Genomic DNA, 16,116 nt, shown 5'->3' on the forward strand with positions numbered 1-16,116 from the left:
TTGGCTTTCGCCAATTCAGTGTTAAGACTGGTTTAGAGCTGTCAATTCCTTATGCTCCCACGCTTTGCTCGTCCGCTACCATTGACAGCAAACAGTTAGTTTTTTTGAATCTTAACAAGAACTTATCTGCTATGTTCGTTTTTTAGGGCCTTATTTTTCGTTTCTAGCAATTTTAAGACTATTCATATATATTTATACCAAAACAAAAATAAAAAGCCCTCAGCAGGCTCTTAGAGGGCTAAATAACGAAGCCTGGACGATTATTAATATCTTCTTGCCTTTTTTGCAAAAAATAAGTATCAAGGGAATCATACAGATTCCTTTTGATCTCGCCAGGTTCATTGACAAAAGCTTCAAACAATTCTTGAATATCAACTTGCCAAGGATCAGCAAGCATTTCATCAATTGGCTTTAATACTTTCTTTTCGTCAATCTTAATGACTCCTAACATCAAAATAATGCTTTCAGTTTAAATTCACAGATCTTATAGCACCGTTATTCAAAATTTATTACCAAGCTTATAAAGATTATCTGCACAAAGCAATTAAAAAATTTTGGCTTAAAACAGTGGGATCTGCAACACTTTTTAAATATTTAAACCATAACAATCTTAGTTAGGTGCAAACATAAATTGAATTAAAAATACAGTCAATTCAACAACGGCAAAAACAGATTTTATAGTTATCAGTAAACCGAGTGAAACGAGGTCAATGCGCACTTACACCCTTGACAAGTGTCAAGGGTAGATTTAATCCCCATCGATGGGTATTATTTGTATTAGAAGGCTAGCGCCAACTATAAAAAACCTAGAGTAAACCCTCAAAAACCTAGAGCTGAATATCAAGATTGATCAATCACATTACGAAGGATCCAATGACTATAAGCAAGACGAGCACCAGGAGTTATCACCCAGGGGTGATTAATTTCAAAAATTTGAATTTCAGTTGCTAAGTAAAGTGGCGTCTTACCATGATTAAAAGCAAAAACGGGTTGCGGAAAATCAGGCTTATTAGCAACTTGATGAACACTTTGACGAGAGTTCATCTGCCAACGAATTTTTAAGTCTTCACGCGACAATAATTGCGGTAATTGTGTTTTTTCAATTTGAGCTTGTTGTTGCAACTTTTGTGTAAAGGCTTGTTTAGTCTTGTTTTGATGCCAATCATCAAAAAGATCATACTTGTTGGTTTCAAAATCTAAATCCATAAAGCCAGCCTCCTAACCAAAATCAATTTGATCCAGCATCGTTTCGGTACTGGCCTGGTCTAAACCTAAATAAGCTAAAGTCATCGCCTCACTGGAATGATTGAGCAGATTCATGACTAAGCCAATATTATAATTTGATTGCGTGTAGACTCGATAAGCCCCGGTTTTGCGCATCGTATGAGTACCCAGATAATTAATTCCTAACAGATCGCCAACCTTACTCATAATTTTGTAGAACTGTTTTTCCGTGATATGGCGCTCGGGGTGTTGAATGGAAGGAAAGAGCCACTCAGAGGCTAGTCTATGATTAAGTAGCCATTGACGGTACAATAAGAGCTCTGTTTGAACTGGTTTAAGATACAAGATATTAGGCTTACCCGTTTTTCGGTCGTGAATGAACGCATTTTGTTTAATAGAACCGTCCGGATTAAAAATATCGGTTTGTTTTAAGCGCATGACATCACTCACTCGCAGTAGCGTAGCTTTGCCAACTTGAAAAACTGTATAGTTACGCCGGCCAGCTTTAAAGTTATTGAGTAAAGTATCTTGAACATCATTAAGTACATTTGAATCTTTGATTGGTAGGACAATTTGTTGCATATAAAAATCACCTCGTTGGTGGAGACGTAATCCCTTGGTACAAGCGGAAATATGAATTTCACACTTCCGCTTGTACCAAGGATTTGTGTAATAACATATTTGTTTGCTTTTTGATAGCCAATAAGCTATCATGTGAATATGAAAAAAATGGAATTTGACTATTATGACTGGAATGAATTTAAACAATTTTTGGATCAATTACCTGATAAAGACGCTGCCAAATTAATTGCGACCATTCAAAATATTGAAAATAACGGTCTAATCATCGCAGAACGTCAATTATGGGTCAAAAAGCTAGAAAACAATCTCTATGAGATTCGTTCTAAGAGAGCTTCAAATATTCAGAGAGCTATCTATTTCCAAGTACAAGGATCTCAGTACTTAATCACCAATGCATTCACAAAGAAAACGCAAAAAACACCAGAAAGTGAAAAGAAAATTGCTCGGAATCGACGCAGCAAGTATTTTAACAAGGAGGACCAACAATGAGTAAAATTGACGCATATGTTACTGAAAGAAGTAAAAACAATCCTGATTTTGCAAAACTCGTTGAACAAGAAAACATCAATTTAGAGGTAGCAGTTAAAGTCCGTGATCTCCGTGAAAATATGGGTATGAGTCAACGTGCATTTGCTAGTCTAATTGGTAAACCACAATCAACCATTGCTAGAATTGAAAATGGATCAATGAATGCTTCGACTAGGGTATTGTCTGAGATTGCGCAGGCAACTAATCAGCGATTAACCATTCAATTTATGCCGGTAATATAATTAAAAACTACCAATGCTAAGGAGTTAGAAATAATGGATTCAGGTAAGCAATCATTAAATAATAATAAAATGTTAGAAGCAATCACAAATAATGATTTTCGCTCACTCTTAAAATTAGTCGTTGAAAATCCAGTTGCACATGTTAACAGATCTGAATATTTAGCAAAAGTATTTAAAGTAACAGAATCAGATATTATCAATGGGCACTTAGATATTTCCTTAAAAGAAAGAAAAAAAGTTGCACAAAAACAAATTACAGCAACGGTAAGAAATACTACTGTTATTTCTTTTCTTACTGGAATTCCCGGGGGAATTGCAATAGCAGGGACAATACCTGGCGATATTATTCAAAACATGGTTTACTCCATCAGATTGGCTCAACAATTAGCCTATATATATGATTTTGATGATTTGATCGAAGAAGATGGAAAAATTCAAACAAATGGATTGTTATTATTTTTAGGAACAATGGCTGGAGTAAATGGATCAGCTTCTTTGTTGCGGGTGTCAAGTTCTAATGCTATAAAGTATGCTTCTAAACAAATATTAGGGAAACCTTTAATGAAAACTTTGTGGTACCCATTATTAAAAAAAATAACTAGTATAGTTGCTAGCAAAACACTAACCAAAAAGGGACTAGCCTCTGGAATTGCGAAAATTGTTCCAGTCGTTGGTGGGGTTACTTCGGGAAGTATAACTATGATTGGAATGGAAATGTCAGCTAAGAAACTAAATTCAGAGTTATTAAGGGGATTTGAACAGAATTATTCAGAAAGAGATTATGAAAAAGATATAAAAATTATTGAAGCAGAAATAATATAAATAGGGTCCTTATCAAGGGACTATAAATTGTATAAACACATAAATAACCCCCAATATCTACATTATAGATATTAGGGGTTATTCTTTCAATGTTTTTGAGGGGCTATTTGTTAATTATAGACCCTGAATGATTTTTAACTAAAAATGGCAATAAGTATTTTGGTATTATTTGAAAAATTGAATTTCAATTATGTCTTAACAATAATAGAGCACCCATAATTACTATGAAGATTGGTAAGTAGGACATCAAAAATATGGGTCTCATCATACAACACAAAAAAGATTCTCCGGATCTAATGGGCTGCATTGAAAAATCAATATCTTTTTCATCTTTTTTCCTTACAACATCATAAAGATTTCGGAAATATCTTTCCTCTCTTAGATAAAAAGTATCGCTAACCCAAAACATTAAGCAAAAAAAGAGACATAATAACAAAATTAAGTAGCTCATAGATTTATTGATATTAGCTAAATACACAGTTATTAATCCACCAAGTATCGTCAATGACCACCCTTTTATAAGAAATGAATTAGATGACATACGATTAATAACGTCTTCAATCATTTGAATATGCAAACGCTTATTTTCACCGTTTTTCACGTATATATCCTCCAAAATATAAATTAGCCTATTAGGGCTTCCTGCACATATTATAGTCAGCAATGCTATTTCTTAAAGAGATAGCTCTGTCTAAGCAGCCATCAACATCTAATATAAAATCTTTCCACTCGATAGCAGTAATATATGAGCTATTACCAAAATAGACAGTTTTTCCATAAATCTCTTTAATATCAGGATTTTTCTGATTAAACATGTTTTTAGCTATTACTTGAAAAGTTTTATCTGTATGTATTGTTCTTACTGTCTTTTCTTTTGGATTATCTTGTTCTTCATAAGTCCAATGAGTTATAAAATATTCATAACTATTAAGTTCATCAGGAAGAACAACTGCAATAATAGCGTTGGGTAAACTCCTTGTTGTTATTCTTGTTTGTGTACGTAAAGAATAAGCAATTTCCCATGGAATCCATTGATCTTTTTCAGGCTTGAAGCGTTCAACCATATTAGGGGAAATCAAAACTAAAGTAACTGACGAGTCCCATATTTTTTCCTTTAATTTTGTACGTATAGTTTCATCTTTAAATACGCTTAGATCTTGGTCATCATTTTCGGCCTTGTTTAAATCATCGCCACTAAATTTAGTAGTTTGCAGGTAATCAACATAATCCCTAACGGTATTTTTATAGTATCCACTTAGTGATGCTACATTACTATCTTTGTATTTGTATGAAACAAAAACTTTGTATCCCAATACAATTTCCCCCAATTTAATAACGACCGTTTTATAATCTATGAGAATATAATAGATCTAACGGTTTACGGTTACCCTTATTTTGTATAGAACTCCACTGGCGTTTCCAATTCACTAAATCATCTCTCGTTATTTTTAATAATTTGGTGAGTTCTTGAGTTACATCATGCTGGAAAGGTGGGAGTTCATTAGAACTCTTATTGATATAATCAGATTGTCTAATTTCTGTCTCTAATAGTAGTCTTTCTGGTACTTTTTTATTTATAAGCCTAGTAGTTTGAAGCTCATCATATATCCATGGAGAATTAGTCTTATTTTTAATAGTGTTAACAACACTAATAGAATTTTCTGTGTTTAAGAAAATAATACATTCACAAGAATCAATCATGTCATGCAATGCTGATGACAATATCAAATTTACTTGGCTAGTTGAATAGTTTCGCTTGTCATAGTCATAAGTTATCATGCCATTTTTTTTATTTTTAGACAAAACACAATAATTATCATCAATCTTTTTAAGAAGATCATTTGAGTATCCCCAAACGGTTGAATCTATAAAGGCATCAATATCAAACTCATTTTTTAACCAACACGCTATTCTCTTAGCAATCAACACATCATTGTGAGAGTGTGATATGAAAACATCATAATTGTTTTCTGGAAACCAATTATTTTTTAATTTAGTTACGTCTATTATTCCAGTTTCATCTTTCAAATCTATATTAGAGCTAACTCTATCCAATAAATTTGAACGAAGTTTACGTAAACCTGATGAATACAATTCAAGATCTTGAGAAGAAATGTCCATAAAATCCATTTTATCTGCACGATTTAAAGTTAAGTTAAAACCCTTATACAAAATATATACCCCTCTCTTTTATCACTAATATGATTTATTCAGTTAATTAACTATATAAAATTTTTGCTAATATAAGAAATCTTTACCAAAAGTGCCACCAGTTTTTATTGCGCTTATTTTTATACATGTCCTCTTCTGGAGAATTGTTTTGTCGTTTCTGAGATGACTTAGAAGTTTCAAGTAAGCCATTTATTTTTTGAATATGGGCTTTTAGCTCTCTATTTTCTGCTACAGTTGTTAATTGAAGTTGTTGTTGCTGATCTATCAGTTTTATTAGATGATCTATTTGTTGGTCTTTGGTAGCAAGCTGTTTGTCACGTTGAGACTTTAAATCTGCTACTTCTCTTCTTAGAGTAGCGATTAGCTCATTATTTTCTTCGCTAGTCTTTGTCTCTTTTTTGCTACCTGTTTGTTGGTTCTTTGCTACCAAAGGCTTTGCTACTTTGTCTCTGATAATCCTTTCAGCTTTAGGGCTAATCATGTTTGTACCCTGACTATCTTTTTGCCGATTCTTTGCTGGTAGTCTTTGGTAATGATATTGAATAGTCTGTTTGGAGACATTCAATTGATCAGCAAGTTCTCTAATAGTTTTAGGCATGTTTTCCAAACCCCTTTCGGAGTTCAGCAAGCATTTCTTGTCTTGTCTGATCTCTTATTGTTTTATCATGCTCAATCTGTCGTTCGGCTAAAATCTGTTTTTCAGTTGAGCCTAGTGGTAGGCCTTTAACTTTATCGGTAGCACGCCATTTTTCTTGTTCTGTTAATTCACCATTATTCTGGATATTAAAAAGTTTTTGACGCTCATCTTGGAACTTACCTTGAGAAAAGTCGTTTGCGTCTTTTCTTTCAGGCTTCCAAGTAAAAGTATAACCAATCACTGGTTTCCCACGACCTTTACCATATTTTTTTCGTATAGTTAGGCCTCTAAACAAAGGGGTTAGTTCTTCCTTAATTGGGCGAATAACCCTAGATTCAACGTTCGCAGGCTTACTCCAATAGCTTTGTGGAATATCTAGTAGTTCAAAGAAATCATTTTTAGAAAAATAAGCATAACCAGTGGTTCGGAATTGTTTAAGAATACGAAAAGTTGTTTTTGCGTAACTACTCTTTAAATCTCGGAACTCTGTCAAAGCATAACGAACCCAACTTTCGAGATTATTTAGAAGTTTCAACGCTTTGGGATAAATTTGAATATCAACATAAGGAACGTCTGCAGATCCCTTAATTTCAAATCGAGTGAACATGACAAACATCTCTCTATCAAGACCATCTTTACTTCGAGAGCCAAATCTAAGACCTAGTATTTTTTGATATGTACTTTGTATGTCATCAATAAACCGATTATTTGCGGTTGGCTTATAGGCACTTAACTCTTTTAACTGATCAAAGGTAAATCTAACAGTATCATCACCTTTATCACGCATTCTAGAAACTACAGAAAAGAACAAATTCATTTCTACAGGAGTAAACCTTCGCAAGGGGATTGTATTTAATTCAGGGTCATATTTGACTAATTCATTGCTCATAAAATAACCTCCTTGAATAATACTACCTTATTTGAATACAGGAGTAAATAAATGTAGTCGATAAACAGACAAAATGTAGTCGATAAACAGACAAAATGTAGTCGATAAACTTCTGTACGCCTTGGGGGAGTAAGGCGCAATAGGGGTCTAAAAGAGGTTTAAAAGAGGTTTATAAAAGAGGTATAAAAGAGGCACCGCTGTACAAGATCAAAATCTAAAACAAAAATACAAAGGAGTGAGCCAAAAACCGGCTCACATTAAATTCCAGTCGCTATGCTCCTTGCGCCTCACTTCGTTCGTTGCCTAAAAAGGTGTGGCAAGCCACATTAATTCGGGCGCTGACGCCCCGAACCCCGTCCAAGCTGAGCCAGCTTAACCGCTTTTTCACTCGCCGTTAGGCAGGAAAGCAAAGTTTTATAGAAACTTTGGCTTTCGCCAATTCAGTGTTAAGACTGGTTTAGAGCTGTCAATTCCTTATGCTCCCACGCTGCGCTCGTCCGCTACCATTGACAGCAAATAGTTAGCTTTTCTAAAACTTGATAAAGATTTAACTGCTATGTCCCTTTTTAAGGGCCTTATTTTTTGTTCTCAGCGATTTTAAGGCTACTTATATACATTTATACCAAAGTCAAAATAAAAATCCCTCAGCGACTTTTTAGAGGCCTAAATTACAAAGACTGGGCGATTAATAATATCTTCTTGTCTTTTTTGCAAAATATAAGTATACAGGGAACCATACAAGTTCTTTTTGATCTCGTCAGGTTCATTGACAGAAGCTTCAAACAATTCTTGAATATCAACTTGCCATGGATCAGCAAGCATTTCATCAATTGGTTTTAATACTTTCTTTTCGTCCATCCTAATTACTCCTGACATCAAAATAATGATTTCAGTTTAGATTTACAGATTTTACAGTACCGTTATTCAAAATTTGTTACCAAACTTATAAAGATTCTTTGCACAGAACGATTAAAAAAATCTGGCTTAAAACAGCGTAATCCGCAACACTTTTTAAATATTTAAAACATAACAATCTTAGTTAGGTGCAAACATAAATTGAATTAAAAATACAGTCAATTCAACAACGACAAAAATTGATTTTATGGTTATCAGAAGACCGAGTGAAACAAGGTCAGTGCGCACTTACACATAGAATGAATTCTATGTTGTGCTAGACCCATTAAAAACCTGTATCAGAAGTCGCCGTTGGCGACAACAAAATCAAACTAATTTACCCAAAATCAATTTGATCTAACATACTTTAGGTACTTGCTTGGTCTAAGCCTAAATAAGCTAAAGTCATTAATTCACTTGAATGATTTAATAAGTGCATGACTAAGCCAATATTGTAATTTGATTGCGTGTAAACACGATAAGCCCCAGTTTTGCGCATCGTATGAGTACCTAGATAATTAATTCCTAATAGATCGTCAACCTTACTCATAATTTTGTAGAACTGCTTTTCAGTAATATGGCGTGCTGACATTACTTATTTGGAATTATGTCCAGGAACCTGGGGTTATCTCAGTTCTATTTACGAACCAAAGGTTCATCAAGTTCTTGCTTTCAAGATTGGTCGTCAGATGGAGGCGACGTTAGTTGTAGAAACGATTAATCAGGCGCTTGAATGTCATCAAAAGCCACAATATTTTCACTCTGACATGGGTTCACAGTACACCAGCAACGAAGTTGAAACTTTACTTGAACGGCATCAGATTAGCCACTCATACTCAAAACAAGGTTATCCTTATGATAATGGGCCAATTGAAGCTTTTCACTCATTGTTGAAGAGAGAGTTTGCCTTTCAAACAACTTTTTCCAATTTTGAGGACTTGGTAATCCGAACCTCAAATTACATCAGTTGGTTTAATTCCGACAGAATTAGAACGAGTGTTTAGAAAAAGATGTGCCATTTATTGACATAGGAGCAATTCGAAACTTAGTAAACATAACAAATAATTCTTTATTTAATTCAGAGTTACTTCAGCAATCAAAATAGGAGTCCATCAGTTTTTCATAAGTTTATCGCATATTTTTCTCCAAGCGAATATTTAAAGTTGGTTTATAGTTACTCAAATTTTGAAGTTAATAATAAGAGGATCGAACGGTCTAATTTTATTATCATAATCATACATATGAGAGATAAATGGGAAAATAAATTTATTTCAATTGAAGTAAACTTCCGCAAGGAAATGGTATTTAATTCAGAAACATATTTTATCAATTTATTACTAATAAAATACTCCCAAGACCTAAAAAAGCCCCCATGAAAATTACATCACAGGGAGCTTTACAAACCATAAAATATTAATTACTTGTTGCGTGTTCTGTAGTGGCAGCAGCTTCAGCTTCTTTAATATGTGCTTCTTTATCAGCTGCAACTTGTTCTTGTCCATACAAGATTTGATCTTGTTTGTGTACAAATGGCCAGTAAACGAAGAACGAAAGTACTAAGACAATTGCTTGCCAAATCATCATCTTCCAACCACCGACTAATAAGCCAGAGATAACTGGTGGTGTGGTCCATGGCACCTGAACACCAGTAAAGTATGGAATAACACCTAATTTAATTAACCAATATGTGGAACCCATTGATATGGCTGGCATAAACATGAATGGCAAAATTAAAATTGGGTTCATAACAACTGGAACTCCGAACAAAACGGGTTCGTTAATATTGAAGAGTCCTGGTACGAATGACAAACGCCCAATACTCTTCATCTGAGCTGACTTGGCAAAGAATGCCATGAAGAAAACTAATCCAATTGTTATACCGGAACCAGTCACAGTACCAAATTGATCAAGTAAGGATGAAACGGCAATATGACCTCCATTTGCGGCTGTCACAACACCATGTGCCTTAAAAATTGCGGCATTCGATAAACTATTGGCACCTAAAATTGGACCCATGATACCACCGACAATAACCGCACCATGAATACCAAAGAACCAGAAGAATGGAATCAATAGTGAAATAATAAGAACGCCACCAAATGAGTCTGTCATTCCTTGTAATGGTGTCTGAATAGTTTGATAAATCCACTGTGTCATAGTTGTATGAGCAGTTGCATCAAATAAGATATAAACGATTAACCAACCGGTAATAATGACAAAGGATGGAATCAAGGCCACAAATGATTCTGCTACTGCTGGTGGAACTTGATCTGGTAATTTGATGGTCACATGATTTTTGATAAACCAAGAATAAATCCAACCAGTTAACAATCCAACAATAATAGCAGCGATCATACCTTGACCACCAAGCCAAGTCCGATCAATAAATCCAGTTAACATCGTTGGTGCCTGTGAAGCAGAAACCACAGTTTTAGTACCATTCATAACAGCTGTCGTAGGACGCATAATTAGGAAGAAACTTACCAAAGCCGTCATGCCGGCCGGCAAAGGTTCAAAACCATCATCTTTTACCCAAGTATAGGCAATTCCTACTACGGCAAAAATTGCTACCACTCCAAAAGAAGCGTTGTAGGCTTGCGTCCAGTAAGGAATTAACCCAGTTGCTTTCATCCAATTAGCAATTGGTGCGAATGGAAAGGCACTTAAAAGCAAGAATATAGATCCACTCATAATAAATGGCAAACTGACTAACATACCATTCTTTAGGCTTGTGATTGCTTTGGTATTAACAAACTTCATAATTGGAGGAAGAAGTTTGTTGTTAATCCAATCATTCATTAAAATCACCTCAAATAATAATTGAAAATCTTCGGCCGAAGATCATGTAACGTAAAGCGCTTTCAACAAATCCAGTATAAGCTTTAAAATGTCTTACTGTAAAGTTATTCCCCAAATAAAAAACATGTCCCATTAAATAAAGGGCTTATGTGTCCTAAATGGAACATGTTTCAAATGAATTTTTATACATAGAATTAGACCTGGCTAACTGCCTCACTGACAGGTGTTTTTCCCTCGCTAATTGCAAACTCTTTCTTAATTGTTTGATCATTATGCAACGTTGCAACAATCACTTCAGCCACATCTTCACGTGCAATTTGGCCCTTACGTTGATTAAGTTGAACTCCGCCCTTGCCAGTTTCATTTGGTCAACCACCATCGACTTTAGTCGATGGTGGTTGACGAACGTTTGAATCTTTGATGGGTAAGACAACTTGTCGCATAAGCTGTTAGTTCCTTTACTTTAAAATTAATTTAGTTGCAGAAAACCTAAAAATCGAATATTATAATGTAGTACGATGGTAAACTTAAAGGAGGCGGATTAGAATGAGTAATACTATTATTAAAAACAAGACAATTTCAACTCGTGTAACACCTGACATTAGTGAACGGGCTAAAGCTAATCTAGCAAAACAAGGGCTAACCGTTTCTGAGTATATACGCTTATCGTTAGTTAAAGCGGCCAATAATGAAGTTCGATTAGTCAGCTTTTTAGATTCTCCGGAAGCCTTAGCCGCTAAAAAAGAAGCAGAAACAGGGCAGGTCAAAAACATTGGTTCATTGACTGACTTTGAAGATTGGATCGATAAGCTAGATGCAAATTAAACAGACCAAATCTTTTGAACGTGAATTAAAAAAACTAGTCAAAAAACATTTCCCAATAACTGTCTTGAAGCCTTGTTTAGAAGCAATTGTTGAACAAGATGTACTTGTTTTGAAACAGATTAAAGATCATGCATTAAAAGGAAATTGGCGTGGCTATCGTGAATTTCACCCTGCCAGATATGGAAACTATGGTAAAAATTATGACAACTGGATTGTTATTTATCAGCTAGATCATGATGAATTGATTTTGTTATTGGTTGCAACTGGCTCCCATGAAATCTTGAATCAATAGCTATAGTTTAGGGGCACTTATAAAAAAATAAATTAAAATAACCCCCGATATCTACATTATAGATATTGGGGGCTATTCTTTCAATGTTTTCGAGGGGCGATTTTATAAAAATGGACCCTATTTATAATTTTGTACAAGTTCGAATAGATTATCTTTTATTTTGTTTCGAACTTTTCTAAAGGCTTGTAGTTTTTCTTTTTCTGTTCCAGTGGTTTTTGCAGGGTCGGGTAATGGCCAATGAATACTTGTAGCTTGTGGTGGAATAACTGGACATTTATCTCGTGCATCACCGCATAAAGTGACAATTAGATTAGCTGAATTGAAGTAATTTAAATCAATCAGTTTTGAATACTGCTGACTAATATCGACACCATCTTCTGCCATAACTTGTACTGCATTTTTGTTTAAACCATGCTTTTCTACGCCCGCACTTCTAATTTCAAATTTATCGGAAGGAAAAAGTTCTTTTGCGTATCCTTCGGCCATTTGGCTTCGACATGAATTCCCGGTACAGAGAAAATAGATTTTTTTCATTTGGTTACTCCTTAATCATAATATTTTCTTTTAATCCATAGTGCTACATCAACTAATAAGATCATTACCGGTACTTCAACCATTGGGCCAATAACGGCAGCAAATGCTTCTCCAGAATTCAAGCCAAATATAGCGACTGTTACTGCAACAGCTAATTCAAAGTTATTACTTGCAGCGGTGAAAGATTGTGTCGCAGAAATTGAATAACTAGTTTTAGTCTTTTTCGCAATCCAAAAGGTTATGAAGAACATTAAGACAAAATATAGTAATAAAGGAACAGCAATTCTTATTGCGTCCATTGGTAGTTGAACTACTTTTGCACCCTTGACAGAAAACATCACTACTATTGTAAAGAGTAAAGCCCAAGTAGTAATTCTACTTATTTTTGGTACATATTTATCTTCAAACCATTCTTTACCCTTTGTGCTAATGATAAAGTAACGAGAACCAATGCCCAAAATGAAAGGAATACCAAGATAAATAAAAACACTTTTAGCAATTTCACTCATTGTAATATTAATTGTCTGTGTTTGTAGCCCAAAGAATTTTGGTAAGACACTAATAAAGAAGTATGCATAAACGGAATATAGCAAAATCTGAAAAATTGAGTTAAAAGCTACTAGACCAGCAGCATAATCGTTATTACCCTGCGCTAATTCATTCCACACAATAACCATAGCAATACACCGTGCTAAACCGATCATGATTAAACCAATCATATAGTTTGGATAATTGTGTAGAAAGATAAAAGCAAGAGCAAACATTAAAATAGGGCCAACGATCCAATTTTGAACTAATGAAAAAGCAAGTTCCTTTTTGTCCTTAAATACATCACCCATTTTGCCATAATTAACTTTGGTTAGTGGTGGATATAGCATTAATATTAAGCCTATTGCTATTGGAATTGATGTTGTACCGATAGACCAACTATTAATTATTTTAGGGAGCGATGGAAAAGCTAAACCGCTAATAATTCCCAGTGCCATAGCTAAAAATACCCATAAGGTCATATAACGGTCCATGAATGATAAATTTTTAGAAGTACGCATAATAGCCCTCCATATAGATATTTATCTATGTATAATGCAAAATAAAAAAGCTAACAGTTTGAATGTGAATCCTTACATATGCAATGGTCAGTTTTAGATAGTATTTGTGTTAATTCACTAATCAGTCCTTCTTTTTTGTTTGAATTTAAAGAATAATAGTGCCACTTAGTATCTTTTCTTACGTTAACTAATCCACTTTTTTCCAGAATACTCATATGGTGGGATAGAGTCGGTTGTGTAAAGTTAAAGTGTGCAAGTATATCACACCCACACATCTCACCACAGGACAGCATTTCTAAAATCTTAAGACGGTTAGGTTCAGCAACCACCTTTAAAAGTGATGCCAAATCTTTATACTCATAGTGCATCAGTAAATTCCTCCACATTAAACATAGACGATTATCTATATTGTATCACATGAATAATGAAAAAGATTGCCGTTCGGATTAATTTTATAATCTACCAATTGACTTCTATTTCCAAAAATGCCACCAATTTTTATTATTATGTGTTCTATCTTCTTTGTCATTCACTTGCTGTTTTTGGCCTGGATTAGAGATTTCAATCAAGTCACTTAATTTGTGTACATGTTCTTTTAGTTCTTTGTTTTCTGTCACAGTTGTTAACTGAAGTTGTTGTTGCTGATCTATTAATTTGGTTAGATGATTAATTTGTCGGTCTTTGCTACTTATTTGCTGATCTTTGGTAGCAAGCTGTTTGTCCCGTTGAAACTTTAAATCTGCTACTTCTCTTCTTAGAGTAGCGATTAGCTCATTATTTTCTTTGCTAGTCTTTGTCGCTTTTTCGCTACCTGTTTGTTGGTTCTTTGCTACCAAGTTCTTTGCTACCTTGCCTCTAATAATCCTTTCAGCTGTAAGGCTGATCACGTTTTTACCTTGACTATCTTTTTGTCGGTTCTTTGTTGGTAGTCTTTGGTAGTGGTATTGAATAGTTTGTTTAGAGACCTTTAATTCATCAGCAAGTTCTCTAATTGTTTTAGGCATTATTTCCAAACCCCTTTCGGAGTTCAGCAAGTGCTTCTTGTCTTGCTTGATCTCTTATTTTTTTATCATGTTCAGCCTGTTTATCAGCCAATGCTTGTTTTTCAGTGGATCCTAGTGGTAATCCTTTAACTTTATCAGTAGCGCGCCATTTTTCCTGTTCTGTTAGTTCACTATTATGCTGAATATTGAAAAGTTTTTGTCGTTCATCTTGTAATTTGCCTTGTGAGAAGTCATTAGCGCCTTTCTTTTCTGGTTTCCAGGTAAATGAATACCCTATTACTGGTTTTCCACGTCCCTTGCCATATTTCTTTCTAATAGCTAGGCCTCTAAATAATGGTGTTAACTCTTCTTTGATGGGCTTTATAACATACCTATCAATATCTCCTGACTTTTTCCAATAGCTTTTAGGAATATCGAGTAATTCAAAAAAGTCTTCTTTTGATAAAAAAGCATAACCTGTTGTTCTAAAACCCTTTAACAATCTAAAAGCAGTTTTGGCGTAACTGCTTCTAAGATCTCTAAATTCCGCTAAAGCATATCTAACCCATGTATCTAAATTATTAAGAAGTGGCAAAGCATCTTTATATACTTCAACATCTATATAAGGGGAATCAGCTTCACCAACAATGCTGAATTTAGTAAACATAACAAACATCTCTCTATTTAATCCAGATTTACTACGTCTTCCAAAATGAAGTCCCATTAGTTTTTCATAAGTTCTTTGAATATCATCTTCAAAGCGATTATTTGCAGTTGGTTTATAGTTGCTCAAGTCTTTAAGTTGTTCAAAAGAAAATCTAACTGTTTGATCCCCTTTATCACGCATACGAGAAATAATTGAAAAAAATAGATTCATTTCAATAGGGGTGAATTTACGTAAGGGAATAGTATTAAGTTCTGGATCATATTTTATAAGTTCATTGCTCATAATTACACCTCCACAACTATTATATAAAATCAACGATTGTTTATCAACGATCACTATTAAAAACCTCGTTGATAAACAGACAAAACCTCGTTGATAAACAGACAAAACCTCGTTGATAAACAGACAAAACCTCGTTGATAAACAGACAAAACCTCGTTGATAACCTTCTGTGAGCCTTGGGAGAGTAAGGCTCAAGAGGGGTCTAAAAGAGGTTTAAAAGAGGTTTATAAAAGAGGTATATAAGAGGCACCACTGTACGAGATACAAACCTAAAACAAAAAAACACAAAGGAGTGAGCCAAAAAACGGCTCACATTAAACTCCAGTCGCACAGCTCCTTGCGCCTCACGCTGTTCGTTGCTTAAAAGGTGTGGCAAGCCACATTAATTCGGGCGCTGACGCCCCGAACCCCGTCCAAGCTGAGCCAGCTTGACCGCTTTTTCACTCGCCGTTAGGCAGGAAAGCAAAGTTTTGTAGAAACTTTGGCTTTCGCCATTTCAGTGTAAAGACTGGTTTAGAGCTGTCAATTCCTTATGCTCCCACGCTGCGCTCGTCCGCTACCATTGACAGCAAATAGTTAGCTTTTCTAAAACTTGATAAAGATTTAACTGCTATGTCCCTTTTTAAGGGCCTTATTTTTTGTTCTCAGCGATTTTAAGGCTACTTATATACATTTATACCAAAGTCAAAATAAAA

Annotated in this window: 20 protein-coding genes and 2 pseudogenes; 6 read left to right on the plus strand and 16 right to left on the minus strand. The window is 34.6% G+C overall.

The window, feature by feature from the left end; all coding sequences use genetic code 11:
- Nucleotides 1-238 precede the first annotated feature (238 nt).
- From ATN92_RS12255 to ATN92_RS12265, 3 genes are all read right to left on the minus strand, one after another.
- The gene (locus ATN92_RS12255; RefSeq protein WP_087721311.1) at nt 239-451 is read right to left on the minus strand and encodes a hypothetical protein; all 213 of its coding nucleotides are present in this window, start codon (nt 449-451) and stop codon (nt 239-241) included.
- Between the two features lie 389 nt (nt 452-840).
- Nucleotides 841-1,206, minus strand: a complete 366-nt coding sequence (locus ATN92_RS12260) for a hypothetical protein (RefSeq protein ID WP_056950798.1) — start codon at nt 1,204-1,206, stop codon at nt 841-843.
- Between the two features lie 12 nt (nt 1,207-1,218).
- Nucleotides 1,219-1,806: a site-specific integrase gene (locus ATN92_RS12265; RefSeq protein WP_056950795.1), complete on the minus strand. Its 588-nt coding sequence runs from the start codon at nt 1,804-1,806 to the stop codon at nt 1,219-1,221.
- A gap of 138 nt (nt 1,807-1,944) precedes the next feature.
- Between ATN92_RS12265 and ATN92_RS12270 the strand changes: the two genes are divergently transcribed.
- From ATN92_RS12270 to ATN92_RS12280, 3 genes are read left to right on the plus strand one after another with little or no spacing between them, the layout of a single operon-like run.
- Entirely contained in the window at nt 1,945-2,295 is a 351-nt protein-coding gene (locus tag ATN92_RS12270; protein ID WP_011117005.1) for a type II toxin-antitoxin system RelE/ParE family toxin, read from the plus strand.
- On the plus strand, nt 2,292-2,576 hold the full coding sequence (locus tag ATN92_RS12275; RefSeq protein WP_010015131.1) for a helix-turn-helix domain-containing protein: 285 nt from the start codon (nt 2,292-2,294) through the stop codon (nt 2,574-2,576). The genes ATN92_RS12270 and ATN92_RS12275 overlap by 4 nt, the downstream gene beginning before the upstream one ends.
- 33 nt (nt 2,577-2,609) lie before the next feature.
- A complete protein-coding gene (locus ATN92_RS12280) occupies nt 2,610-3,398 on the plus strand; it encodes a hypothetical protein (RefSeq protein WP_056950792.1) in 789 nt (262 codons plus the stop codon).
- A 184-nt stretch (nt 3,399-3,582) separates the two neighbouring features.
- Here ATN92_RS12280 and ATN92_RS12285 read toward each other — a convergent pair whose 3' ends face one another.
- The 7 genes and pseudogenes from ATN92_RS12285 to ATN92_RS12315 form a co-directional block, all read right to left on the minus strand.
- Nucleotides 3,583-3,999 (minus strand): hypothetical protein, encoded by a 417-nt coding sequence (locus ATN92_RS12285; protein ID WP_056950789.1) that lies wholly within the window; start codon nt 3,997-3,999, stop codon nt 3,583-3,585.
- A gap of 31 nt (nt 4,000-4,030) precedes the next feature.
- Complete coding sequence (locus ATN92_RS12290) at nt 4,031-4,711, minus strand: TIR domain-containing protein (RefSeq protein ID WP_056950787.1); 681 nt, start codon at nt 4,709-4,711, stop codon at nt 4,031-4,033.
- A gap of 31 nt (nt 4,712-4,742) precedes the next feature.
- The gene (locus ATN92_RS12295; RefSeq protein ID WP_056950784.1) at nt 4,743-5,570 is read right to left on the minus strand and encodes a hypothetical protein; all 828 of its coding nucleotides are present in this window, start codon (nt 5,568-5,570) and stop codon (nt 4,743-4,745) included.
- A gap of 82 nt (nt 5,571-5,652) precedes the next feature.
- Nucleotides 5,653-6,168: a DUF536 domain-containing protein gene (locus ATN92_RS12300; protein ID WP_056950781.1), complete on the minus strand. Its 516-nt coding sequence runs from the start codon at nt 6,166-6,168 to the stop codon at nt 5,653-5,655.
- Nucleotides 6,161-7,096, minus strand: a complete 936-nt coding sequence (locus tag ATN92_RS12305) for a replication initiation protein (RefSeq protein ID WP_003690715.1) — start codon at nt 7,094-7,096, stop codon at nt 6,161-6,163. The genes ATN92_RS12300 and ATN92_RS12305 overlap by 8 nt, the downstream gene beginning before the upstream one ends.
- A gap of 663 nt (nt 7,097-7,759) precedes the next feature.
- Nucleotides 7,760-7,972 carry a hypothetical protein gene (locus ATN92_RS12310; protein WP_056951279.1) on the minus strand — a complete coding sequence of 71 codons (213 nt, stop codon included), beginning with the start codon at nt 7,970-7,972 and terminating at the stop codon, nt 7,760-7,762.
- 385 nt (nt 7,973-8,357) lie between these two features.
- Nucleotides 8,358-8,573: pseudogene (locus tag ATN92_RS12315) on the minus strand (tyrosine-type recombinase/integrase); the annotation flags it as partial.
- Here ATN92_RS12315 and ATN92_RS12320 point away from each other — a divergent pair.
- Nucleotides 8,566-8,994: pseudogene (locus ATN92_RS12320) on the plus strand (transposase); the annotation flags it as partial. The pseudogenes ATN92_RS12315 and ATN92_RS12320 sit on opposite strands and share 8 nt — an antisense overlap.
- Nucleotides 8,995-9,403: 409 nt before the next feature.
- Here ATN92_RS12320 and ATN92_RS12325 read toward each other — a convergent pair.
- Nucleotides 9,404-10,789 (minus strand): PTS sugar transporter subunit IIC, encoded by a 1,386-nt coding sequence (locus ATN92_RS12325; RefSeq protein ID WP_056950594.1) that lies wholly within the window; start codon nt 10,787-10,789, stop codon nt 9,404-9,406.
- Nucleotides 10,790-11,335: 546 nt separating this feature from the next.
- On the opposite strand from ATN92_RS12325, the gene ATN92_RS12330 reads away from it, so the two are divergent.
- Both ATN92_RS12330 and ATN92_RS12335 read left to right on the plus strand, forming a co-directional pair.
- Nucleotides 11,336-11,614 carry a plasmid mobilization protein gene (locus ATN92_RS12330; protein ID WP_003625288.1) on the plus strand — a complete coding sequence of 93 codons (279 nt, stop codon included), beginning with the start codon at nt 11,336-11,338 and terminating at the stop codon, nt 11,612-11,614.
- Nucleotides 11,604-11,906, plus strand: a complete 303-nt coding sequence (locus tag ATN92_RS12335) for a type II toxin-antitoxin system YafQ family toxin (protein ID WP_005917927.1) — start codon at nt 11,604-11,606, stop codon at nt 11,904-11,906. Before ATN92_RS12330 ends, ATN92_RS12335 begins: the two co-directional genes overlap by 11 nt.
- 117 nt (nt 11,907-12,023) lie before the next feature.
- Here ATN92_RS12335 and arsC read toward each other — a convergent pair whose 3' ends face one another.
- The 5 genes from arsC to ATN92_RS12360 form a co-directional block, all read right to left on the minus strand.
- Complete coding sequence (gene arsC / locus ATN92_RS12340; protein WP_024526977.1) at nt 12,024-12,440, minus strand: arsenate reductase (thioredoxin); 417 nt, start codon at nt 12,438-12,440, stop codon at nt 12,024-12,026.
- Between the two features lie 11 nt (nt 12,441-12,451).
- Nucleotides 12,452-13,489 (minus strand): ACR3 family arsenite efflux transporter, encoded by a 1,038-nt coding sequence (arsB, locus tag ATN92_RS12345; protein ID WP_054644019.1) that lies wholly within the window; start codon nt 13,487-13,489, stop codon nt 12,452-12,454.
- Between the two features lie 50 nt (nt 13,490-13,539).
- Nucleotides 13,540-13,857, minus strand: coding sequence for an ArsR/SmtB family transcription factor (locus ATN92_RS12350; protein WP_012391388.1), 318 nt, complete (start codon nt 13,855-13,857; stop codon nt 13,540-13,542).
- Nucleotides 13,858-13,962: 105 nt separating this feature from the next.
- Complete coding sequence (locus tag ATN92_RS12355; protein ID WP_024526981.1) at nt 13,963-14,493, minus strand: DUF536 domain-containing protein; 531 nt, start codon at nt 14,491-14,493, stop codon at nt 13,963-13,965.
- The gene (locus tag ATN92_RS12360) at nt 14,486-15,421 is read right to left on the minus strand and encodes a replication initiation protein (protein ID WP_087721309.1); all 936 of its coding nucleotides are present in this window, start codon (nt 15,419-15,421) and stop codon (nt 14,486-14,488) included. Before ATN92_RS12360 ends, ATN92_RS12355 begins: the two co-directional genes overlap by 8 nt.
- Nucleotides 15,422-16,116 lie beyond the last annotated feature (695 nt).

Source organism: Companilactobacillus bobalius, from assembly GCF_009764355.1.